21 protein-coding genes are annotated in these 22427 nt (G+C 70.0%); 20 read left to right on the top strand and 1 reads right to left on the bottom strand.

The annotated features are described in order from the left end of the window. The first annotated feature begins 2 nt into the window (after positions 1-2). The 18 genes from thrB to AC3YNX_RS00020 all read left to right on the top strand — a co-directional run bounded on the left by thrB (position 3) and on the right by AC3YNX_RS00020 (position 17795). Positions 3-926 (top strand): homoserine kinase, encoded by a 924-nt coding sequence (gene thrB, locus AC3YNX_RS00105; RefSeq protein WP_489981755.1) that lies wholly within the window; start codon positions 3-5, stop codon positions 924-926. Positions 927-1384: 458 nt separating this feature from the next. Further along, on the top strand, positions 1385-3586 hold the full coding sequence (gene rho, locus AC3YNX_RS00100) for a transcription termination factor Rho (protein ID WP_489994250.1): 2202 nt from the start codon (positions 1385-1387) through the stop codon (positions 3584-3586). Between the two features lie 191 nt (positions 3587-3777). Next, on the top strand, positions 3778-4011 hold the full coding sequence (gene rpmE, locus AC3YNX_RS00095; RefSeq protein WP_127783784.1) for a 50S ribosomal protein L31: 234 nt from the start codon (positions 3778-3780) through the stop codon (positions 4009-4011). Positions 4012-4143: 132 nt separating this feature from the next. Beyond that, positions 4144-5214, top strand: coding sequence for a peptide chain release factor 1 (gene prfA / locus AC3YNX_RS00090; protein WP_127783783.1), 1071 nt, complete (start codon positions 4144-4146; stop codon positions 5212-5214). Between the two features lie 73 nt (positions 5215-5287). After that, a complete protein-coding gene (gene prmC / locus AC3YNX_RS00085; protein ID WP_127783782.1) occupies positions 5288-6163 on the top strand; it encodes a peptide chain release factor N(5)-glutamine methyltransferase in 876 nt (291 codons plus the stop codon). A gap of 42 nt (positions 6164-6205) precedes the next feature. Beyond that, positions 6206-6862, top strand: coding sequence for an L-threonylcarbamoyladenylate synthase (locus AC3YNX_RS00080; RefSeq protein WP_489994249.1), 657 nt, complete (start codon positions 6206-6208; stop codon positions 6860-6862). Between the two features lie 116 nt (positions 6863-6978). After that, positions 6979-8265: a serine hydroxymethyltransferase gene (glyA, locus tag AC3YNX_RS00075; RefSeq protein WP_127783780.1), complete on the top strand. Its 1287-nt coding sequence runs from the start codon at positions 6979-6981 to the stop codon at positions 8263-8265. Positions 8266-8292: 27 nt separating this feature from the next. After that, entirely contained in the window at positions 8293-9468 is a 1176-nt protein-coding gene (locus AC3YNX_RS00070; protein ID WP_489994952.1) for a glycosyltransferase family 4 protein, read from the top strand. A gap of 45 nt (positions 9469-9513) precedes the next feature. Next, complete coding sequence (locus AC3YNX_RS00065; RefSeq protein ID WP_127783779.1) at positions 9514-9966, top strand: Cg1360 family ATP-synthase-associated protein; 453 nt, start codon at positions 9514-9516, stop codon at positions 9964-9966. Between the two features lie 163 nt (positions 9967-10129). Then, the gene (gene atpB / locus AC3YNX_RS00060; RefSeq protein WP_127783778.1) at positions 10130-10927 is read left to right on the top strand and encodes a F0F1 ATP synthase subunit A; all 798 of its coding nucleotides are present in this window, start codon (positions 10130-10132) and stop codon (positions 10925-10927) included. A gap of 92 nt (positions 10928-11019) precedes the next feature. Next, the gene (locus AC3YNX_RS00055; RefSeq protein ID WP_127783777.1) at positions 11020-11274 is read left to right on the top strand and encodes an ATP synthase F0 subunit C; all 255 of its coding nucleotides are present in this window, start codon (positions 11020-11022) and stop codon (positions 11272-11274) included. Positions 11275-11279: 5 nt separating this feature from the next. After that, positions 11280-11828, top strand: a complete 549-nt coding sequence (locus AC3YNX_RS00050) for a F0F1 ATP synthase subunit B (RefSeq protein WP_127783776.1) — start codon at positions 11280-11282, stop codon at positions 11826-11828. Positions 11829-11880: 52 nt separating this feature from the next. Next, positions 11881-12681, top strand: a complete 801-nt coding sequence (locus tag AC3YNX_RS00045) for a F0F1 ATP synthase subunit delta (protein WP_489994248.1) — start codon at positions 11881-11883, stop codon at positions 12679-12681. A gap of 81 nt (positions 12682-12762) precedes the next feature. After that, a complete protein-coding gene (gene atpA / locus AC3YNX_RS00040; RefSeq protein WP_127783774.1) occupies positions 12763-14421 on the top strand; it encodes a F0F1 ATP synthase subunit alpha in 1659 nt (552 codons plus the stop codon). Between the two features lie 9 nt (positions 14422-14430). Then, on the top strand, positions 14431-15456 hold the full coding sequence (locus AC3YNX_RS00035; RefSeq protein ID WP_489994247.1) for a F0F1 ATP synthase subunit gamma: 1026 nt from the start codon (positions 14431-14433) through the stop codon (positions 15454-15456). Positions 15457-15469: 13 nt separating this feature from the next. Further along, on the top strand, positions 15470-16921 hold the full coding sequence (gene atpD, locus AC3YNX_RS00030) for a F0F1 ATP synthase subunit beta (protein ID WP_127783772.1): 1452 nt from the start codon (positions 15470-15472) through the stop codon (positions 16919-16921). Between the two features lie 24 nt (positions 16922-16945). Then, positions 16946-17329, top strand: a complete 384-nt coding sequence (locus AC3YNX_RS00025; RefSeq protein ID WP_127783771.1) for a F0F1 ATP synthase subunit epsilon — start codon at positions 16946-16948, stop codon at positions 17327-17329. Positions 17330-17384: 55 nt separating this feature from the next. Then, complete coding sequence (locus AC3YNX_RS00020) at positions 17385-17795, top strand: DUF2550 domain-containing protein (RefSeq protein WP_489981749.1); 411 nt, start codon at positions 17385-17387, stop codon at positions 17793-17795. Positions 17796-17921: 126 nt separating this feature from the next. Here AC3YNX_RS00020 and AC3YNX_RS00015 read toward each other — a convergent pair whose 3' ends face one another. Further along, positions 17922-18494, bottom strand: coding sequence for a cob(I)yrinic acid a,c-diamide adenosyltransferase (locus AC3YNX_RS00015; protein WP_127783769.1), 573 nt, complete (start codon positions 18492-18494; stop codon positions 17922-17924). A gap of 67 nt (positions 18495-18561) precedes the next feature. Between AC3YNX_RS00015 and murA the strand changes: the two genes are divergently transcribed. Both murA and AC3YNX_RS00005 read left to right on the top strand, forming a co-directional pair. Then, positions 18562-19818 carry a UDP-N-acetylglucosamine 1-carboxyvinyltransferase gene (gene murA / locus AC3YNX_RS00010; RefSeq protein ID WP_127783768.1) on the top strand — a complete coding sequence of 419 codons (1257 nt, stop codon included), beginning with the start codon at positions 18562-18564 and terminating at the stop codon, positions 19816-19818. Positions 19819-19974: 156 nt separating this feature from the next. Further along, a complete protein-coding gene (locus tag AC3YNX_RS00005) occupies positions 19975-21993 on the top strand; it encodes a protein meaA (protein WP_127783767.1) in 2019 nt (672 codons plus the stop codon). Positions 21994-22427: the final 434 nt, after the last annotated feature.

Below are 22427 nucleotides of genomic sequence, written 5' to 3'. Positions count from 1 at the left end.
AGGTGGGCGTGCTGGCCTCCGGACGGGAGGCGACGGTCCGCGTGCCGGCCTCCTCGGCCAACCTGGGCCCCGGGTTCGACTGCCTGGGCCTGGCGCTGGACCTCTGGGACGAGGTCAGCGTGCGTGCCGTGGACACCGCCACCACGGTCACCGTGCAGGGCGAGGGTGCCGGACAGGTGCCCCTCGGTGACTCGCACCTGGTGGTGCGTGCCATCCGGGCCGGCCTGCAGCTGTGCGGCCTCAGCGCAGCTGACGCTGCGGAGCAGGGCCTGCAGGTGCAGTGCCACAACCAGATCCCGCACTCCCGCGGACTGGGATCGTCCGCGTCCGCGGTGGTTGCCGGCCTCGCGGCTGCCCGCGCGCTGTGCGACGTCAAGGTGCCGGACGAGGTGCTGGTGCAGCGCGCCTCGGAGTTCGAGGGCCACCCGGACAACGCCTCGGCCAGCGTGCTCGGCGGTGCGGTCGTCTCCTGGACGCGCCCCCTGCCCGACGGCTCGGCCGACTACCAAGCGGTGAGCCTGCGCGTGCACCCGGACATCCTGCCGGTGGCGCTGGTGCCCGCCGAGCAGTCCTCCACCGCCCTCACCAGGGGAATGCTGCCCGCGACCGTGCCGCACTGCGACGCCGCCTTCAACGCCGGGCGCAGCGCGCTCGCGGTGCTCGCGCTCACCGAGCGGCCCGACCTGCTGCTGGACGCCACCGAGGACCGCCTGCACCAGTCCCAGCGCGCACCGGCCATGCCGGTCACCGCCGCCTGGATCGAGAAGCTGCGCGCGGCGGGAGTGGCGGCGACCATCTCCGGCGCCGGCCCGACGGTGCTGGCGCTGACGGTGGGTGGGCTGGCACCCGAGCTGCGGGCGCAGGCCGAGGACTACGGCCTGGCGGTGCTCGACCTCGCGGTGGCTCCTGGCGTGCAGGTCTGCTGAGACCGCCAGCACCGGTGGGGAAGCCGGGCTTTCGTGGCCCGCTGGGCTGTTCGGCCTTCTCCCCGATGCCCTCGTGCTGACGCGGGGTCGATGCTGATCGGATGACGGCGGGCGGTCGTCGCGCGTGCCGGCACCGCTGGGCTCCTCCGCCGACACGCTGGTCAGCGCGGCACGGGGGTGGTAGTTGCCGGGCGTGGACGGTGGGGCTACCCTCAAATTGTCTAGTCACCGTGAGCGTTGATGCCGGTGCTTTGCCCGAACCTTGTTCGGGACGACCTTTCTCGCTATATCTTGCGTTGGTCGAGTCGCTGCACAGCGGGCACAGGGCCCACGTCGATGGACAACTTCCGCTCTTCCGTCGTGGCTATGGCGGAACCCCCGAGTCCGACCACTGTCGTCGGATCCCGGTTCGAACCCTTGGTGCTGCATGCGCAGAGCCAGGGAAGGAAAGGACATCCGTGACCGATACGGACCTGATCACCAGCTCAGCCCAGGACCCCACCCAGGAAGCGGCCTCCGCGCCGCGTCGTCGGGGCGGTCTGACTGGGATGGTGCTCGCAGACCTGCGCACGCTGGCGGGGGAGCTGGGCATCAGCGACACCGCCGGCATGCGCAAGGGCGACCTGATCGTCGCCATCAAGCAGCGTCAGGCGGGCAGCGGCAGCGCTGCTGACAAGCCCGCTGGAGACAAGGCGTCGACCGTCGCCGACAACGGTTCCCGCAAGCGTGGAGCCACCACCGAGCGCGGCGCCACCACCCAGGCGCCCGCCGAGCCCGTCGCGCAGGACGCACCCGCCGAGCAGGCCAGCGCCGGCTCGCAGCAGGCCGAGCGCACTGATGCTCCGGCCGCCTCCGCCCCCAGCGCCGAGCCGACTGGCGACGCCGGTACCGCCGAGGCGCCGGTGGAGAACCGCCGCTCCCGGCAGCGCCGTGGCGCGGCCCGTGCGGCCGGTGCCCCCGAGGCGTCCAGCGAGCAGAGCTCCCAGGCCGGCGACGGCGCCGAGTCCCGCAACGCCGAGTCCCGCAACGCCGAGTCCCGCAACGCCGAGACCCGCACTGAGGACACGCGCACCGAGGACACGCGCGGCAAGCAGAACGGCCAGCCCAAGCAGGACGGCGAGTCCGGCGGCGGCGAGGCCAACCAGCAGGGTGAGCGCCAGCAGGGCGAGCGTGGCGACCGCCAGCAGGGCGGCCGCGGCAACCGCAACAACCGCGGCGAGGGCAACAACCGCGGGGAGAACAACCGCGGCGAGAGCAACCGTGGTGAGAACACCCGCGGCGAGAACAGCAACCGCGGCGAGGGCAACAACCGCGGTGAGAACAAGGGCGGCAACAACGGCCCGCAGAACCAGCGCAACGACCGCGACGGCAACGACGACGACGGGGACGGCCGCGGCCGCCGGGGCCGTCGCTTCCGCGAGCGTCGTCGGGGCCGCGACCGCGGCGCCGACCAGGGCGGGCAGAACGAGCGCGACATCGAGGTGCGCGACGACGACGTGCTGCAGCCCGTGGCCGGCATCCTCGACGTGCTGGACAACTACGCGTTCGTCCGAACCTCCGGGTACCTGGCCGGGCCGAACGACGTCTACGTCTCCATGAGCCTGGTGCGCAAGCACGGCCTGCGCCGCGGCGACGCGGTCACCGGCGCCGTGCGCATCGCCCGCGAGGGTGAGCAGAACGGTGGCGGCGCCCGAGCGAAGTTCAACCCGCTGGTGCGGGTGGACACCATCAACGGTGCCGACCCCGAGGCCGCGCGCAAGCGCCCCGAGTTCAACAAGCTCACCCCGCTGTACCCCAACCAGCGCCTGCGCCTGGAGACCACCCCGCAGGCCATGACCGCGCGGATCATCGACCTGGTCATGCCCATCGGCAAGGGGCAGCGTGCACTGATCGTCAGCCCGCCCAAGGCAGGCAAGACGAGCGTGCTGCAGGCCATCGCCAACGCCATCTCGGTCAACAACCCCGAGTGCCACCTGATGGTCGTCCTGGTGGACGAGCGTCCGGAGGAGGTCACCGACATGCAGCGGTCGGTGAACGGCGAGGTCATCGCCTCCACGTTCGACCGGCCGCCGGGCGACCACACCGCGGTGGCCGAGCTGGCCATCGAGCGGGCCAAGCGCCTGGTGGAGGGCGGCATGGACGTCGTCGTCCTGCTGGACTCCATCACTCGGCTGGGCCGCGCGTACAACAACTCCTCGCCCGCCTCGGGCCGGATCCTCTCCGGTGGTGTCGACTCCACGGCGCTGTACCCGCCCAAGCGGTTCCTGGGTGCGGCGCGCAACATCGAGCACGGCGGGTCGCTGACCATCATCGCCACCGCGATGGTGGAGACCGGCTCCACCGGTGACACGGTGATCTTCGAGGAGTTCAAGGGCACCGGCAACGCCGAGCTCAAGCTCGACCGCAAGATCGCCGAGCGCCGGGTGTTCCCCGCGGTGGACGTCAACCCGTCCGGCACCCGCAAGGACGAGCTGCTGATGGCGCCGGACGAGTACCAGGTGGCGCTCAAGCTGCGCCGCGTGCTCTCCGGGCTGGACTCCCAGCAGGCCATCGACCTGCTCATCGACCGGCTGCGCAAGGCCGGCTCGAACGCGGAGTTCCTCATGCAGGTGGCCAAGACGGCGCCGGGCATGGTCAGCGACCACGTCCGCGAGACGTAGGCCCCGCGAACCCTGCGCGTCCGCTCGCGCGCCTGCGCACGAGCACCACACCGACCACCGGGACGGGGAACATCAACCCCACCCCGGTGGTTGGACCAACCAGCAGCCGCTCTGGCACACTGAGCGGCTGAGTCCGGTTCCGGTTCACGCCCTCGTCGAGGGCGACCCGGCGGCCACGAGGAGAGGGCACCATGAAGTCAGGAATTCACCCCGTCTACACCGAGACCCAGGTCGTCTGTGGTTGCGGGGCAACGTTCGCCACTCGCACCACCGAGGCGAGCGGTCAGATCAACGTCGAGGTCTGCTCGCAGTGCCACCCCTTCTACACCGGCAAGCAGAAGATCCTGGACACCGGCGGTCGCGTCGCCCGCTTCGAGGCCCGCTACGGCAAGCGCGCCGGCAAGGCAGCCGAAGACGCCAAGTAGCTCCACTCCCAGCGCCCGTCCTGCACCGCAGGGCGGGCGCTGTGGCGTGCAGGGGGGAGTCCTCCCAGCGTCCGCGCCCACCGCGCGAGCACCGCTGGTCACCACACGAGTCACCACACGAGGCGGAGATCGATGAACGAGCCCTCAGCGCTGGACGACGTGCTCGCCGAGCACGCCGGACTGCAGCAACAGCTGTCCGACCCAGAGCTGCACGCCGACGCCGCGGCCGCGCGGAAGGTGGGCAAGCGCTTTGCCGAGCTCGGCCCCGTCGTCGCCACCCACGACCGCCTGGTGCAGGCCCGCGAGGACCTGGAGGCCGCCCGTGAGCTCGCCGCTGAGGACTCCGCCTTCGGGGAGGAGGCCGACGCCCTGGCCGCGGAGGTGCAGCGCCTGGACGTGGCCCTCACCGACCTGCTCGCCCCGCGGGACCCGCACGACGGCGACGACGTGGTGCTGGAGGTCAAGTCGGGGGAGGGCGGCGAGGAGTCGGCGCTGTTCGCCGCCGACCTGGTGCGCATGTACCTGCGCTACGCCGAGCGCCACGGCTGGCGCATCGAGGTGCTCGACGCCGCCACCTCCGACCTCGGCGGCTACAAGGAGGCCACCCTGTCGGTGAAGTCCCGGGGCGACGACCCGATCGGGGTCTGGGCCCGGATGAAGTTCGAGGGCGGGGTGCACCGCGTGCAGCGGGTGCCGGTCACCGAGTCGCAGGGCCGGGTGCACACCTCCGCTGCCGGGGTCATGGTCTACCCCGAGGTGGAGGAGGCTGCCGAGGTGGCGATCGACGAGAAGGACCTGCGCATCGACGTGTTCCGCTCCTCCGGCAAGGGCGGGCAGGGCGTGAACACCACCGACTCCGCGGTGCGCATCACCCACCTGCCCACCAACACGGTCGTCTCCTGCCAGAACGAGCGCTCCCAGCTGCAGAACAAGGCGCGGGCCATGCAGGTGCTGGTCGCCCGGCTCAAGGCCGCCGCGGAGGCCTCCACGGCGGCGGAGGCCTCGGCGGAGCGGTTGAGCCAGGTGCGCACGGTCGACCGCTCCGAGCGCATCCGCACCTACAACTACCCGGAGAACCGCATCGCCGACCACCGCATCGGCTACAAGGCCTACAACCTCGACGCGGTGCTCGACGGTGACATGGACGCCCTGCTCGACGCGCTGATGGCGGCCGAGCGCGCGGAACGGGTCTCCGCAGAGTGAGCGGGCCCCGAGTGATGAGCCCAATGACCATCCGCGTGAATCTCGTTGTGCCACGACGTGGCACGCTGACCGCGTGAGCCGTCAACCTCTCCGCCTCGCGATCGTCGAGGCCACCAAGCTGCTGACCGAGGCCGGCGTGGGAAGCCCGCGTGCCGACGCCGAGATGCTGGCCGCCCACGTGGTCGAGATCCCGCGCACCAAGCTGGCCATGGTGCCGCTGGTCGACCCGCTGACCATCGAGACCTACCGCCGGCTGGTCGAGCAGCGTGCCCAGCGCATCCCGCTGCAGCACCTCACCGGCTGGTCGGCCATGGGCGCCATCACCGTCGAGGTGGGTCCGGGGGTGTTCATCCCGCGCCCGGAGACCGAGCTGCTGCTGGGCTGGGCGCTGGCCCAGCTCGAGGGGGTGCAGGCACCGCTCGTGCTCGACCTCTGCACCGGCTCCGGGGCGCTGGCGCTGGCGCTGGCCAACGCGCGCCCGGACGCCACCGTGCACGCCGTCGAGGCCGACTCCACCGCGCTGGCGTGGGCGCGGCGCAACGTGGAGGCGCGGCGCACGGCGGGGGACACCCCGGTGCGGCTCCACCACGGCGACGTCACCGACCCCAACCTGCTGACCCAGCTGGAGGGCAAGGTCGACCTGGTGGTGGCCAACCCGCCCTACGTCCCGGCCGGCACCGAGGTGTCCACCGAGGTCGCCGAGCACGACCCGGCGATGGCCGTGTTCGCCGGCGACGACGGCCTCTCGGTCATCCGCCCGCTGATCCGCAACGCCGCGCAGCTGCTGCAGGTGGGCGGGGTCATTGGCGTCGAGCACGACGACAGCCACGGTGAGGTCGTCGCGGAGCTGTTCAGCTCGCGCCGGGTGTTCACCGACGTGGTCAGCCACCCCGACCTGGCTGGCCGTCCCCGCTTCACCACCGCACGCCGCGTCTCCTCCGCGCGCTGACCCGCCCGCACCGCCCGCGCCGGCCCTGCGAGGATGAGGGTCGTGAGCACCACGTATGACTGCACCCGTCCCGACACCCGTGCCGAGGGCCTGACGGCCGCGACCTCCGCCCTGCGCGGTGGTCGGCTGGTGGTCCTGCCCACCGACACCGTCTACGGCCTCGGGTGCGACGCCTTCGACAGCGTGGGCGTGCAGAGCCTGCTGCGGGCCAAGAACCGCGGCCGGGACATGCCCGTGCCGGTGCTGGTCGGCTCCTGGCAGACCATCCACGGCCTGGCCTTCGACGTCACTCCGCAGGCTCGGATGCTGGTGGAGGCGTTCTGGCCCGGGGCCGTCAGCCTGGTGGTCCAGCAGGCCCCCTCGCTGAGCTGGGACCTGGGCGACACCCGCGGCACGGTGATGCTGCGGATGCCGCTGCACCCGGTGGCCCTGGAGCTGCTGCGCGAGGTCGGACCGATGGCGGTCTCCAGCGCCAACGTCTCCGGCCAGCCCCCGGCCACCACCGCCGAGCAGGCCCGCGAGCAGCTCGGTGCGTCGGTCAGCGTCTACCTCGACGGCGGTCCGTGCGCGTCCGCGGTCGCCTCCACCATCGTCGACCTCACCGGTGACCGGCCGCGGGTGCTGCGCGAGGGTGCGGTGGCCACCACCACCGTCGCCGAGGTGCTCGGGGTCCCGGCGGAGGACGTCCTCCGCCGCTGACCTGCCAGCTCGGCCCGCACTCCGAAAGGGCCAGGTCGGCGTCGCATAGACTTCGCACGTCTCATCTACCGTGGCAGCACCATGATGCCCAGCAAGCCCAACGAGGAGTACACAGCGTGAGCACGCCGTTCTGGGGACCTGACTTCAACGCGCTCGAGCACGAGGACCCCGAGATCGCAGGTGTGCTCCTCTCCGAGCTCGAGCGGCTGCGCGGCGGTCTGCAGCTGATCGCCAGCGAGAACCTCACCAGTCCTGCGGTGCTGGCGGCCCTGGGCTCCACGCTGAGCAACAAGTACGCCGAGGGCTACCCGGGGCGCCGCTACTACGGCGGCTGCTCGGAGGTCGACAAGGCCGAGGTCATCGCCATCGACCGCGCCAAGGCGCTCTTCGGCGCCGAGCACGCCAACGTGCAGCCGCACTCCGGCGCCAACGCCAACCTCGCGGTGTACGCCGCCTTCTGCCAGCCCGGCGACACGGTGCTGGCGATGAGCCTGCCGCACGGCGGCCACCTGACCCACGGCTCCAAGGTCAGCTTCTCCGGCAAGTGGTTCAACCCCGTGCCGTACCACGTGCGCAAGGACACCGAGCTGATCGACTACGACGAGGTCCGTGACCTGGCCCGCAAGCACAAGCCGAAGATGATCGTCACCGGCGCCACCGCCTACCCGCGGCTGATCGACTTCGCCGCGTTCCGCGAGATCGCCGACGAGGTCGGCGCCATCCTCTGGGTCGACGCCGCACACTTCATCGGCCTGGTCGCCGGCAAGGCGATCCCCTCCCCGGTGCCCTACGCCGACGTCGTCTCCGCCACCACGCACAAGGTGCTGCGCGGCCCCCGCGGCGGCATGCTGCTGTCCAAGGCCGAGCACGCCAAGGCCCTGGACAAGGCGGTCTTCCCGTTCACCCAGGGTGGCCCGCTCATGCACGCCGTCGCCGCCAAGGCCGTGGCCTACAAGGAGGCCTCGCAGGCCAGCTACCAGAGCTACGCCAGCGAGGTCGTCGGCAACGCCTCGGCGCTGACCAAGGCGCTGGAGGCCGAGGGCATGCGGGCGGTCTCCGGCGGCACCGACACGCACCTGGCCCTGCTGGACCTGCGCGAGCTCGGCGTCACCGGTGCCGACGCCGAGGCCCGGTGCGACGCAGCCCGGATCACGCTGAACAAGAACGCCATCCCCTACGACCCGGCACCGCCGATGGTCGCCTCGGGCATCCGGGTGGGCTCGGCGGCACTGACCACCCAGGGCATGGGACAGCCGGAGATGGCCGAGGTCGCCTCGCTCATCGCCCGCGCGGTCAAGGCCGAGCACGGCACCACGGCCGGCGACGCCGAGCTGGCCCAGGTCGCCCAGGCCGTGGGCGAGCTGGTCGCGCTCAACCCCGCCTACCCAGCTCCGCGCAGCTGAGGCTGAGGCCCGGCTGACACCGTGCCGCTGCAACGGGGGGACACTGTCGCGCTGATCGCCCCCGGCGGGACCGGCGTCCCGATCCGGGAGCTGGCGCTGGTCGGGCTGACGGCTGCCGTCGTCACCTTCCTGGCCACCGGGATCATCCGGGTGGTCGCCATCCGGATCGGCGCGGTGGCCTACCCCCGCGACCGCGACGTCCACGTCACCCCCACCCCGCGACTCGGCGGGGTGGGGATGTACCTGGGTGTGCTCGCGGCCATGCTGCTGGCGGCGCAGCTGCCGGCGCTGACCCGCGGCTTCGACTACAGCTCCGACGTCACCGCGGTGCTGTGGGCCGGGCTGGTGATCGTGCTGGTCGGCGCCATCGACGACCGGTTCGGGCTGGACTCGCTCACCAAGTTCGCCGGCCAGGTCACCGCCGCCGGGGTGCTGGTGCTGCTCGGGCTGCAGTGGCTGCAGGTGTACTTCCCCCTCGGCGCGGGCAACAACATCCTGGTCTTCGACCAGCTGCAGTCCGGCCTGGTGACCGTGGGGGTCACGGTGCTGCTGGTCAACGCGATGAACTTCGTCGACGGCCTGGACGGGCTCGCGGCCGGCATCGGGCTGATCGCGGCGCTCGCCATGTGTGCCTTCTCCCTCGGCCTGCTCGACCGGTCCGGGGGAGACGTCAGCAACTACCCGCCCGCGCTCATCGCCGCCGTGCTCGCCGGGGTGTGCCTGGGGTTCCTGCCGCACAACTTCGAGCCGGCCCGCATCTTCATGGGTGACTCCGGCTCCATGCTCATCGGGCTGATGCTCGCCGCGGTGTCCACCAGCGCGTCGGGCAAGGTGTCGCCGATCGCCTACGGCGGCCGTGACCTGGTCGCCCTGCTCACCCCGCTGCTCGTCGTCGGTGCCGTGAGCTTCGTCCCGGTGCTCGACCTGCTGATGGCCATCGTCCGCCGCACCAGGGCCGGGCGCAGCCCGTTCGCCCCGGACAAGATGCACCTGCACCACCGGTTGCTGAGCCTTGGCCACTCGCACCGCCGCTCGGTGCTGCTCATCTACTTCTGGACCGGGGTGATCGCCTTCGGCGCGGTGGCCACCACGATCTTCGACGTCCGGGTGGTGGCGCTGGTGATGGTGGTGGGGCTGGCGGTCGCCCTCCTGGGCTCGGCGATCCCGCGGCTGCGCGACCCCCGCAGGAGTGCAGAGGGCTAGTCGGGCCCGTGCGCCTCGGGATGCTGCCCCCGTACCCTGTGTGCCGTGAGCACGGACAACCCCACCCCCCGCCCGACGTCCTCCGACCCGACGGCCGCGCTGCGCGCCGCCGTGCGCCAGGGCGTCCTCGGACTGCTGGTCCTGACGGTCGTCGCGGCCGCCGTCGCCTCCGCCATCGCCGGCCTGGAGGGCCTGTGGGGCGCGCTGCTGGGCGCTGCAGTGGGTGGGGGATTTGTCGTGATCACGGCCATTGTCGTGCTCCTCACGGCCCGCAGCGAGCCCACCGTGATGGGGGCGGCGGTGCTGGGATCCTTCCTGCTCAAGATCCTCGTCTTCATCGGCGTCGTCGCCGTGCTGCGGGACCTCGAGTTCTACAGCCACCCAACGTTCGTCATCGTCATCGCGATCGAGGCGATCGCGGTGCTGGCGCTGGAGACGCGGGCGGTGCTGAGCACCAACGTGCCCTACGTCGCGCCCCACTCCGAGGACGCCGCCTAGCGCCGCAGCCCCGCTGGTGCGATCCTGTCCAATGACTTGGTAAGGTCAGGCCCGCATCCAGGGTCGTGACTCGCCCAGCATCTTGGGCACGGAGTCAGGCTGCACTTGTTCACATCCGTAGGCACCGGGGTCAACACTCCCCGCCCGATCACGGGAGAGACCGCTGAGCGTCATCGTCACGGCCGCCTCCGACGGCGAGTACCACCCGCCGTCGCTGGACGACTTCTACCCATCCTCCGTCCTCTTCGACGGCACGCCCTTCGAGATGAATCGGCTGATGCTGATCAGGGTGGCGTTCTCGCTGCTGCTCGTCCTGTTCTTCTACATCGCGATGCGCAAGCCGCAGATCGTGCCCCGGGGCGTGCAGAACTTCGGTGAGCTGGCGCTGGACTTCGTCCGCATCCAGATCGCCGACGAGATCCTCGGCAAGGTGAACGGCCGCCGGTTCCTGCCGGTGATCGCGGTCATCTTCTTCACCGTGCTCACGCTCAACGCGACCGGTGTCATCCCGCTGCTGAACATCTCCACCAACGCGCTGATCGGCATGCCGCTGGTGCTGGCGCTGCTCACCTACGTGGTGTTCAACTACGCCGGCATCAAGGCCAAGGGCTTCGGCGGGCACATGAAGGACAGCCTTGTCGTCCCCAACCTGCCCAAGCCGCTGCTGCTGATCGTGATCCCGATCGAGTTCGTCTCGACCTTCCTGCTGCGTCCGTTCACCCTCACGGTGCGACTGCTGGCCAACATGCTGGCCGGCCACATCCTGCTGGTGCTGTTCTTCGGCGCGACCAGCTACTTCCTCTTCGACGGCGGCGGAGCGCTGAAGCTCTTCGGCCTTCCCAGCCTGGTCATGGGCTTCCTCTTCACGCTCTTCGAGATGCTCGTGATCTTCCTGCAGGCGTACATCTTCGCGCTGCTCGCCGCGGTCTACATTGACCTGGCGCTCGCCGCCGAACACTGATCTGCTCCACCTAGCCGGGCACCTCCGGCACCAGACGACCTGACCCGGTACCGACACCGGGTCCGGCCAACAGAAAGGTAACGGGACTCCACATGAGTGTCGCGCTTCAAGCTGCAGACGTCCTCGCGCAGGCGACGGAGACCAAGGCCACCGGCTACGGCGCCATCGGCTACGGCCTCGCGGCCATCGGCCCGGGCATCGGCATCGGCATCGTCGTCGGCAAGACCATCGAGGGCATGGCCCGCCAGCCCGAGATGGCCGGCCAGCTGCGCACCACGATGTTCCTCGGTATCGCCTTCACCGAGGCCCTCGCGCTGATCGGCCTCGTCGCCGGCTTCATCTTCTGATTCCGATGACGCCGATCGCACTACTGGCCGCGGAGACGACGGAGGAGCAGAACCCGCTCCTTCCGGCGACCTACGACATCGTCTGGTCCACCGTCTGCATCATCATCATCGGCATCGCGTTCTGGAAGTACGTCCTGCCCCGCTTCCAGGCTGTCCTGCAGGAGCGCACCGAGAAGATCGAGGGTGGCATCGCCAAGGCCGAGCAGGCTCAGGCCGAGGCCAAGGCCGCGCTGGACCGCTACAACGCGCAGCTGGCCGAGGCCCGCGGCGAGGCGGCCCGGATTCGCGACGACGCCCGTGCACAGGGCCAGCAGATCATCGACGAGATGCGCGTGCAGGCTCAGCAGGAGAGCGAGCGCATCGTGACGCAGGGTCACAACCAGCTCACCGCGCAGCGCCAGCAGATCATCGCTGAGCTGCGCTCCGACCTGGGTCGCACCTCGGTGGACCTGGCCGAGCGCCTGGTGGGGGAGTCCCTCGCGGACGACTCCAAGCGCTCTGCCACGGTCGACCGCTTCCTCGACGAGCTCGACGCGATGAGCTCGTCACGATGACGGACCCGGCCGGCGCCCGCGCCGGAGTCCTTGCTACGCGACGGGAGTCTTGATGTACGCCGCAAGTCGTGAGGCCGTGGCCGCGGTGCGGGAGAACCTCCCCGCCTCGGCCGCCGACGCCGAACAAGTGGGCAAGGACCTCTTTGCCGTCGTCGGGCTCCTGGACGGCGAGCGCGCTCTGCGGCGGGCGCTGGCCGACGCCTCCACCGAGGCATCCGGCCGGGTCAGCCTGGTCTCCAGGGTGCTCGGCAACCAGATCAGCGACGGAGCCCTGGACGTGGTCAAGGCCGCGGCCGAGCAGCGCTGGTCCTCACCGCGTGACCTGGTGGACTCGCTGCAGCTGCTCGCCCGCGAGCTGCTGCTGCGCCACGCCCACCAGACTGGTGAGCTCGACGCGGTGGAGGACGAGCTGTTCCGGCTCGGACGCATCGTTGCGGGCAGCCCCGCGCTGGAGCGGGTGCTCGGCGACCCGACGGCAGATGCCGCCGGCAAGCGCGAGCTGATGGACAACCTGCTGTCCGGCAAGGCCACCAACACCACCAAGATCTTGGTGGACCAGCTGGTGGCCCGGCACCGCGAGGAGCCGGCCGACGGCCTCGACTCCCTCGCCGCGCTCGCCGCGACGCTTCGGGAGAAATCGGTCGCCCACGTTCGTTCTGCAGTTGCACTCAGTGCTCAGCAGGAGGAGCGGCTGGCGGCCAGCCTCGGTCGGACCTACGGCCGCGAGGTCACCTTGCACGTCGAGGTCGACCCGGAGCTCATCGGCGGCATGGTCGTGCAGGTTGGTGACGAGGTCATCGACGGCAGCATTGCCGGCCGCGTGGACGAGCTTCGCCGCAGGTTGGCTGGCTGAATCGGCCGCAGCAGCGGAGCATTACCTTTGTGAACGAGCGCAACGAGACAGTGGCACGACTACTGAGAGCAGGACAGTGACATGGCGGAGCTGACGATCTCCTCCGACGAGATTCGTAGTGCGATCGAGAACTACACCTCGAGCTACTCCCCGGAGGCCTCCCGCGAGGAGGTCGGCCTGGTGACGGACACCGGTGACGGTATCGCCCACATCAGCGGTCTCCCCTCGGCGATGAGCAACGAGCTCCTGGAGTTCCCTGGTGGAATCCTCGGAGTGGCGCTCAACCTCGACGCGAGCGAGATCGGCGCGGTCATCCTGGGCAACTACGAGGGCATCGAGGAGGGCCAGGAGGTCCGGCGCACCGGCGCCGTGCTCTCCGTGCCCGTGGGCGACAACTTCCTCGGTCGCGTCATCAACCCCCTCGGCCAGCCGATCGACGGCCTGGGCGAGATCGAGTCCGAGGGCGACCGCGCCCTCGAGCTGCAGGCCGCCACCGTGCTCGAGCGTCAGCCTGTGAAGCAGCCGCTGCAGACTGGCATCAAGGCGATCGACGCCATGACGCCGATCGGCCGCGGCCAGCGCCAGCTGATCATCGGCGACCGCAAGACCGGCAAGACCGCGGTCTGCATCGACGCGATCATGAACCAGAAGGAAGCCTGGGCGACCGGCGACCCGGAGCAGCAGGTGCGCTGCATCTACGTCGCGATCGGCCAGAAGGGCTCCACGATCGCCGGCGTCAAGACCGCCCTCGAGGAGGCGGGCGCGATGGAGTACACCACCATCGTCGCCGCCCCCGCGTCGGACTCCGCCGGCTTCAAGTGGCTTGCTCCCTACTCCGGCTCGGCCATCGGCCAGCACTGGATGTACCAGGGCAAGCACGTCCTGATCGTCTTCGACGACCTGACCAAGCAGGCTGAGGCCTACCGCACCATCTCGCTGCTGCTGCGTCGCCCGCCGGGCCGCGAGGCCTACCCCGGCGACGTCTTCTACCTGCACTCCCGCCTGCTGGAGCGTTGCGCGAAGCTGTCCGACGACCTGGGCGCGGGCTCCATGACCGGGCTGCCGATCATCGAGACCAAGGCCGGTGACGTCTCGGCGTACATCCCGACCAACGTCATCTCGATCACCGACGGTCAGTGCTTCCTGGAGTCCGACCTCTTCAACCAGGGTGTGCGTCCCGCCGTCAACGTGGGTATCTCGGTCTCCCGCGTCGGTGGCTCTGCGCAGATCAAGGGCATGAAGAAGGTGTCCGGCTCGCTGCGTCTGGACCTGGCTCAGTACCGCGAGCTGGAGGCGTTCTCCGCCTTCGCCTCCGACCTCGACGCCGCGTCCAAGGCACAGCTCGACCGTGGCGCGCGCCTGGTGGAGCTGCTCAAGCAGGGGCAGTACTCCCCGGTGCCGGTGGACGAGCAGATCGTGGTGATCTACCTCGGCAGCGAGGGCCACTTCGACTCCGTGCCGATCGCCGACGTCCGCCGGTTCGAGAAGGAGCTGCTGGAGCACATCCGTCGCAGCGACGACGACATCCTTGGCGACATCCGGCAGACCAAGAACCTCTCCGACGACAACGCCGAGCGCCTGGTCAAGGTCGTGAACGAGTTCAAGCAGCAGTTCACCTCCTCGGACGGCACCTCCGTGGTCAACGAGCCCGAGGCCGAGGCCATGGACGCGGACGAGGTCGACCAGGAGAAGGTCAAGGTCAACAAGCAGCGGCCGGCCACCAGCTCCGCGGGGAAGTGACCGCCTGACATGGCTGCCCAGCTACGCGAGCTGCGCCAGCGGATCAGGTCGATCAACTCGACCAAGAAGATCACCAAGGCGCAGGAGCTCATCGCTACCTCCCGCATCACCAAGGCCCAGGCCCGGGTCCAGGCGTCCAAGCCGTACGCGGAAGAGATCACCAAGGTGCTGTCCGCCCTCGCGGGCGCGGCGGCATCGCTGGACCACCCTCTGCTGACCGAGCGGCCCGAGCCCAAGCGGGCCGCGGTGCTGATCGTCACCAGCGACCGCGGCATGGCCGGTGGCTACAACGCCAACGTGCTGCGCGCCGCCGAGGAGCTGCAGGAGCTGTTGCGCAGCGAGGGCAAGGAGCCGGTGCTGTACGTCCTCGGCCAGAAGGGGGTGGGTTTCTACACCTTCCGCGGCCGCGAGATCGAGGCGTCCTGGACCGGCTTCTCCCAGCAGCCGGGCTACGAGGACGCCGCCCGTGCCGGCGAGCAGATGGTGGCCCGCTTCATCGCGGGCACCGGCGAGACCGTGCAGATCGACGGCGTCGACGGCGAGCCGGTGGACGTGGAGGGTGTGGACGAGCTCCACATCGTCTACACCCGCTTCGAGTCCATGCTCACCCAGACGCCGGTGGTCAAGCGGGTCGCCCCGCTCGAGGTCACCTACGTCGACGACCTCGACGAGTCGGAGTCTGACGACTCCGGCTCGTCGCGGGCCGAGGCGGCGATGGCCGAGGGCGAGGTGGTCCAGGAGCGCGACAGCGGTCCGCAGGCCATGTACGACTTCGAGCCGGCGCCCGAGGCTCTGCTCGAGGCGCTCCTGCCGAAGTACGTGAACACCCGGATCTACGCGGCACTGCTGGACGCCGCCGCGTCGGAGTCGGCAGCACGACGAACCGCGATGAAGGCCGCCACCGACAATGCGAACGAGTTGGTGCGCACGTTGAGCCGCGAGGCGAACCAGGCGCGGCAAGCCCAGATCACCCAGGAGATCAGCGAGATCGTCGGTGGCGCGAACGCGCTGTCCGCTGGCGCGGAAAACGATTGAGAGAATGACTGACATGACTGCTGCAAGCACACTTGACTCTGCCAGCGAGGCTGGCTCCGACCAGGCAGGCCGCGTCGTCCGCGTCATCGGTCCGGTCGTCGACGTGGAGTTCCCGCGTGGCGCCATCCCCGAGCTGTTCAACGCCCTGCACGCCGAGATCACTCTCGAGACGGTGGCCAAGAAGCTGACCCTGGAGGTGGCCCAGCACCTCGGTGACAACCTGGTGCGCGCCATCTCCATGCAGCCCACCGACGGCCTGGTCCGTGGCGCTGAGGTGACCGACACCGGCAAGCCGATCTCGGTTCCCGTCGGCGACGTCGTCAAGGGCCACGTGTTCAACGCCCTCGGTGACTGCCTCGACGCGCCCGGCACCGGCCGCGACGGCGAGCAGTGGGGCATCCACCGCAAGCCCCCAGCGTTCGACCAGCTCGAGGGCAAGACGCAGATCCTCGAGACCGGCATCAAGGTCATCGACCTGCTCACCCCGTACGTGCAGGGCGGCAAGATCGGCCTGTTCGGTGGTGCCGGTGTGGGCAAGACCGTGCTCATCCAGGAGATGATTCGTCGAGTCGCGCAGGAGTTCGGTGGCGTCTCGGTGTTCGCCGGTGTCGGCGAGCGCACCCGTGAGGGCAACGACCTCATCGAGGAGATGACCGAGTCCGGCGTCATCGAGCAGACCGCCTTGGTCTTCGGCCAGATGGACGAGCCGCCGGGCACGCGCATGCGCGTCGCCCTGTCGGCCCTCACGATGGCGGAGTACTTCCGCGACGTGAAGAACCAGGACGTGCTGCTCTTCATCGACAACATCTTCCGGTTCACCCAGGCCGGCTCCGAGGTCTCGACCCTGCTGGGTCGCATGCCCTCCGCCGTGGGCTACCAGCCCACCCTGGCCGACGAGATGGGCGAGCTGCAGGAGCGGATCACCTCCACGCGAGGAAACTCCATCACCTCGCTGCAGGCCATCTACGTCCCCGCCGACGACTACACCGACCCCGCGCCGGCGACCACCTTCGCCCACCTGGATGCCACCACGGAGCTCTCGCGTGCGATCACCCAGAAGGGCATCTACCCGGCCGTGGACCCGCTGAGCTCGACGTCGCGGATCCTCGACCCGATGATCGTCGGCGAGGACCACTACCGGGTCTCGCAGGAGGTCATCCGCATCCTGCAGCGCTACAAGGAGCTGCAGGACATCATCGCCATCCTCGGCATGGACGAGCTCGCCGAGGAGGACAAGGTCCTGGTCAACCGGGCGCGTCGCATCGAGCGCTTCCTCGGTCAGAACTTCTTCGTCGCGAAGCAGTTCACCGGCCAGGACGGCTCCTACGTCCCGCTCAAGGAGACCATCGAGGCCTTCGACAAGGTCACCAAGGGCGAGTACGACCACCTGCCCGAGCAGGCCTTCGTGAGCTGCGGTGGCCTCGACGACGTCGAGGCCAACGCCAAGAAGCTCCAGGGCAAGTGACCGGGGCCCGGAGAGGAGCTCGACATGGCTGAGATGACGGTTGAGCTCGTCGCGGTGGAGCGCAGCGTGTGGTCCGGCACGGCGAGCATGGTGGTCGCCCAGACCACCGAGGGCGAGCTGGGCATCATGCCTGGGCACGAGCCGGTGCTGGGACAGCTCGTCGAGGGCGGCATCGTCATCATCAACACGACTGACGGTGACCGCGTGGTCGCGGCGGTGCACGGCGGATTCATCTCCGTCACCGCGTCCAAGGTGTCGGTCCTGGCCGAGTCTGCGGACATGGCTGATGAGATCGACGTCGAGGAGGCTCGGGAGGCGTTGCACCACTGGAGCGCCGAGGCTACCGAGGACGAGACCAATGCCCTCATCGCGCGGGGTCGAATCCGCGCGATCGAGCGCAGCAGCTGATCGACGCGAGGCCTAGAGACTGTCTGCGGTGGAGCTGGTACAGACCGTTGCGACCGTGGCTGTCATAGGCCTGCTCGTGGCGGTGCTGCTCTTTGCCGGCCACCGCGTGCAGCTGCTCCGTCGGGGTGGCACCCAGATCGTGGCCCGGGCGCTGCCCGCCAGTCGCGGCAAGGGGTGGCGCCACGGGGTCATGCGTTACCAGGAGGAGGACTTGGTTCTCTTCCGCGTCTCCAGCCTGCGGCCCGGTCCGGACCGCAGGCTGCAGCGCTGCGGCATCGAGGTCCTCGGACGTCGCGACGCCGATGCCTCGGAGGGCGACGTGGTCCCCACCGGCACAGTGGTGCTGCACGTGACTGACGGGGAGCAGGAGACCGAGCTGGCGCTCACCGGAGGCCAGCTCACCGCCTTCCTCTCCTGGGTGGAGTCCAGCCCCCCGGGGCGGGCCCGCCGGGTGCGCAGGCACTGAGACGGTCGTCGGTGCTGAGCCAACGGCTCCACCAGACAGACAACAGACGCCGCCGGCGCCAGGTTCGCGAACCTGGCGCCGGCGGCGTCTTCTGTCGTTGTGCGGACGTTGCTCCGAGCTGTCGGGTCAGCGACCGGCGCCGGGCTCCCAGAGGACGTCGCCGTCCGGGTTGGCCAGCCGGCAGAGGATGAACAGCAGGTCCGACAGCCGGTTGAGGTAGGTGGCGGGGAGCTTGCTGGTGTCCTCGGGCGAGGCGTTCACCTGGGCCCACGCGCTGCGCTCGGCGCGCCGGGAGACCACCCGGGCGGTGTGCAGCAGCGCCGCGGTCGGCGTGCCCCCGGGGAGGATGAAGGAGCTCAGCGGCTCGAGCTGGGCGTTGTACTGGTCGCACCAGCGCTCGAGCCGGTCGATGTAGGCCTGCGTGATGCGCAGCGGCGGGTACTGGGGGTTGTCCACCACCGGCGTGGACAGGTCGGCACCGGCGTCGAAGAGGTCGTTCTGGATCTGGCGCAGCACCTCCACGATCTCCTGGGGCGGCGGCGCCAGCGCGAGGACCACGCCGATCGCCGCGTTGGTCTCGTCGGTGTCCGCGTAGGCGACCAGCCGGGGGTCGCACTTGGAGACCCGGGAGAAGTCGCTGAGGCCTGAGGTCCCGTCGTCTCCGGTGCGTGTGTAGATGCGAGTGAGGTGCACAGCCATGGGCGAACGGTACCGCGAGTGCAGCCGGCCTCATGCCCACCGGCGGCAGCGGCTAGGGTGACCGCCTGTGAGCGAGCATTTCCGGGTGTCCGGTGGAGGGCGCCTGGCCGGCGAGATCACCGTGAGCGGTGCAAAGAACAGCGTCCTGAAGCTGATGGCTGCTGCGCTGCTGGCTGAGGGCACCACCACCATCACCAACTGTCCCGACATCCTCGACGTGCCCCTGATGGCGGAGGTGCTGCGGGGACTCGGCTGCACGGTCGAGCTGGTCGGCGACGTCGCCCGGATCACCACTCCTGCCGAGCTGAGCCACCACGCGGACTTTCCCGCGATGGGCCGCCTGCGGGCGTCGGTCTGCGTGCTCGGCCCGCTGGTGGCGCGCTGTCGCCGCGCGGTGGTGGCCCTGCCCGGCGGCGACGCCATCGGCTCGCGCCCGTTGGACATGCACCAGGCGGGGCTGCGGATGCTGGGGGCGGAGAGCGCCATCGCGCACGGCTGCGTGGTGGCCGAGGCGGAGAACCTGCACGGCGCCGAGATGGTGCTGGACTACCCGTCGGTGGGCGCCACCGAGAACATCCTCATGGCGGCGGTGCTGGCCAAGGGGGAGACCACCATCGGCAACGCCGCCCGCGAGCCCGACATCGTCGACCTGTGCGACATGCTCAACCAGATGGGTGCCGACGTCTCCGGCGCTGGCACCTCCACGCTCACCGTGCGGGGGGTCGAGTCCCTGCACCCCACCGAGCACCGGGTGATCGGCGACCGCATCGTCGCCGCAACGTGGGGGATGGCCGCGGCGATGACTCGCGGGGACGTCACGGTGACCGGCATCGATCCCGCGCACCTGCACCTGGTGCTGGAGAAGCTGAAGAACGCCGGCGCCGTGGTGGAGGAGAGCCCGGACGGGTTCCGGGTGCTGCAGCAGGACCGGCCCCGCGCCGTGGACTTCGTGACGTTGCCGTTCCCCGGCTTTCCCACCGACCTGCAGCCGATGGCCATCGGCCTCGCCGCAGTGGCCGAGGGCACCTCCATGATCACCGAGAACGTCTTCGAGGCGCGGTTCCGCTTCGTGGAGGAGATGGTGCGGCTCGGCGCGGACGCACGCACCGACGGCCACCACGCGGTGGTCCGTGGCGTGGAGCGACTGTCCAGCGCGCCGGTGTGGGCGTCGGACATCCGGGCCGGTGCGGCCCTGGTGCTGGCGGCCCTGTGCGCCGAGGGCGAGACGCTGGTGTGGGACGTGTTCCACATCGACCGCGGCTACCCGATGTTCGTGGAGCAGCTGCAGCAGCTCGGCGCGCAGATCGAGCGCGTGCACGACTGATCTCCCGTCGTCGCGGGCGCCGCGACGACCTGGGGGCTGAGCAGACCGCCCGTGCTGTCTCGGCAACGCTACTGGCCAGTAGGCTTAGGTGTTACGTCTGATGGACACCTATGCCGGACGGGCCCTTGAGGTCCCCAGCCAACGCGGAGGTTTGCCGTGCCCTATCCCAGCGACCGAGAACGTGATCGACCCTGGGTGATGCGCACCTATGCCGGTCACTCCTCGGCCACCGCATCCAACGCGCTCTACCGGCGCAACCTGGAGAAGGGTCAGACCGGCCTCTCGGTGGCCTTCGACCTGCCCACCCAGACCGGCTACGACCCCGACGACGAGCTCGCCAAGGGTGAGGTCGGCAAGGTGGGGGTGCCGGTGAGCCACCTGGGGGACATGCGCACCCTGTTCCAGGACATCCCGCTGGCGACGGCCAACACCTCCATGACCATCAACGCCCCGGCCATGTGGCTGCTGGCGCTGTACCAGGTGGTCGCGGAGGAGCAGGCCGAGGCGGAGGGGCTCGATCGCGACGAGGTGCTCAGCAAGCTCGCCGGGACCACGCAGAACGACATCATCAAGGAGTACCTCTCCCGCGGGACGTACGTCTTCCCCCCGGAGCCGAGCCTGCGGCTGATCACCGACATGGTGGCCTACACCGTCACCACCATCCCCAAGTGGAACCCGATCAACATCTGCAGCTACCACCTGCAGGAGGCGGGCGCCACGCCGGTGCAGGAGGTGGCCTACGCGCTGTGCACCGCGATCGCCGTGCTCGACTCGGTGCGCGACTCCGGGCAGGTGCCGGAGGAGCGGTTCGGCGAGGTGGTCGGGCGCATCTCCTTCTTCGTCAACGCCGGGCTGCGCTTCGTCGAGGAGATGTGCAAGATGCGCGCCTTCGGCCAGCTGTGGCAGGAGCTGGTGGCCGAGCGCTACGGGGTCACCGACGCCAAGCAGCGTCGCTTCCGCTACGGGGTGCAGGTGAACTCCCTCGGGCTCACCGAGGCGCAGCCGGAGAACAACATCCAGCGCATCGTGCTCGAGATGCTCGCCGTGACGATGTCGCGTGACGCGCGGGCCCGCGCCGTGCAGCTGCCGGCCTGGAACGAGGCGCTGGGGCTGCCGCGCCCCTGGGACCAGCAGTGGGCCCTGCGCATGCAGCAGGTGCTCGCCTACGAGACCGACCTGCTGGAGTACGAGGACATCTTCGCCGGCAGCCACGTGATCGAGGCGGCGGTGGCCGACATCGTCCAGGGCGCCCGGGCCGAGATCGACAAGGTGCAGGAGATGGGCGGCGCGGTCGCGGCCGTCGAGAGCGGCTACATGAAGTCCGAGCTGGTCTCGTCCCTGGCGGAGCACCGCCGGCGCATGGAGACCGGGGACGACGTCGTGGTGGGTGTGAACAAGTTCCAGGGCACCGAGCCGAGCCCCCTGCAGGCCGAGGGTGCCGGCGCAATCGAGGTGGTCGACCCCGCGGTCGAGGCGGCCGCAGTCACCGCGCTGCAGGAGTGGAAGAGCTCCCGTGACGCCGAGGAGGTGGAGGCAGCCCTGCAGTCCCTGCGGGACACCGCCAAGACCGGGGACAACCTGATGCCGGCGAGCATGGCCTGCGCCCGGGCCGGGGTCACCACGGGGGAGTGGGCCGGCGCGCTGCGCGAGGTCTTCGGTGAGTACCGCGCTCCCACGGGAGTCGCCGCGGCCTCGACCGGCGGTGAGGCCGGTGCGGAGATCGCCAAGGTGCGCGAGCACGTGAAGGCCGCCGAGGACATCGTCGGTGGCCGCCTGCGCATGCTGGTGGGCAAGCCGGGCCTGGACGGGCACTCCAACGGCGCCGAGCAGATCGCGGTGCGCGCCCGCGACTGCGGCTTCGAGGTGATCTACCAGGGCATCCGACTGACCCCCGCCCAGATCGTCGCGGCCGCGGTGCAGGAGGGGGTGCACGTGGTCGGACTGTCCGTGTTGTCGGGCTCACACCTGGAGGTCGTGCCCGCCGTGGTGGACGGCCTCGCCGCTGCCGGAGCAGGGGACATCCCTGTGGTGGTGGGTGGCATCATCCCGCCGGAGGACGCAAAGATCCTGCGCGCCAAGGGCGTTACTCAGGTATTCACACCGAAGGACTACGCGATGACCGAGATCATGGACCAGATCGTGGACGTGGTCCTGGCGGCGCAGAACGCGGAGTAAACCCCCGCCGGGCCCCTGACCAGCAGATTTGACTGGGGCCCGGCGGGCCGCGTAGTTTTCTCCATGCACCGCACGACAGAGCGACAAGCTCCGGGCCACGGCCCAGATCCTGTCCCATCGACGTAGGTGCCACCCCCGCAAGAAATCATCTGGTGCAGTCACGGCCGGACGAGGACGACCGGGGGGCCCGGATCGGCCAGGTTGCACTAGGCCAGGCGGTTCGGGTAGGCTAGAACGGTTGCCTCAACCGGATCTGATCATCTCGATCGGGACCGAGTTGCACCCCCCGGGGTGGTCCTGGTAACCTAGAGTGGTTGCCCCGGCGAGGCCAAGCGAACAGCTCGGCGGAGCAGGTGAGCGTGTGTTCTTTGAGAACTCAACAGTGTGCCGATGAATGTCAGTGCCAATTTATTTTGTTTTGGCTCCTTCATTCG

Source organism: Rhodococcus sp. Z13_19A, from assembly GCF_058133575.1.
The sequence above is the reverse complement of the archived record's forward strand: the minus strand, read 5'-3'. Positions and strand labels throughout refer to the sequence as shown.

What these genes read in the sequence shown, in the direction of transcription:
- rpmE (WP_127783784.1), top strand. Translation starts at nt 3,778, where the DNA reads ATGAAGTCAGGAATTCACCCCGTCTACACCGAGACCCAGGTCGTCTGT.
- prfA (WP_127783783.1), top strand. Translation starts at nt 4,144, where the DNA reads ATGAACGAGCCCTCAGCGCTGGACGACGTGCTCGCCGAGCACGCCGGA.
- AC3YNX_RS00055 (WP_127783777.1), top strand. Translation starts at nt 11,020, where the DNA reads ATGAGTGTCGCGCTTCAAGCTGCAGACGTCCTCGCGCAGGCGACGGAG.
- AC3YNX_RS00050 (WP_127783776.1), top strand. Translation starts at nt 11,280, where the DNA reads ATGACGCCGATCGCACTACTGGCCGCGGAGACGACGGAGGAGCAGAAC.
- AC3YNX_RS00045 (WP_489994248.1), top strand. Translation starts at nt 11,881, where the DNA reads ATGTACGCCGCAAGTCGTGAGGCCGTGGCCGCGGTGCGGGAGAACCTC.
- atpA (WP_127783774.1), top strand. Translation starts at nt 12,763, where the DNA reads ATGGCGGAGCTGACGATCTCCTCCGACGAGATTCGTAGTGCGATCGAG.
- AC3YNX_RS00035 (WP_489994247.1), top strand. Translation starts at nt 14,431, where the DNA reads ATGGCTGCCCAGCTACGCGAGCTGCGCCAGCGGATCAGGTCGATCAAC.
- atpD (WP_127783772.1), top strand. Translation starts at nt 15,470, where the DNA reads ATGACTGCTGCAAGCACACTTGACTCTGCCAGCGAGGCTGGCTCCGAC.
- AC3YNX_RS00025 (WP_127783771.1), top strand. Translation starts at nt 16,946, where the DNA reads ATGGCTGAGATGACGGTTGAGCTCGTCGCGGTGGAGCGCAGCGTGTGG.
- AC3YNX_RS00015 (WP_127783769.1), bottom strand. Translation starts at nt 18,494, where the DNA reads ATGGCTGTGCACCTCACTCGCATCTACACACGCACCGGAGACGACGGG.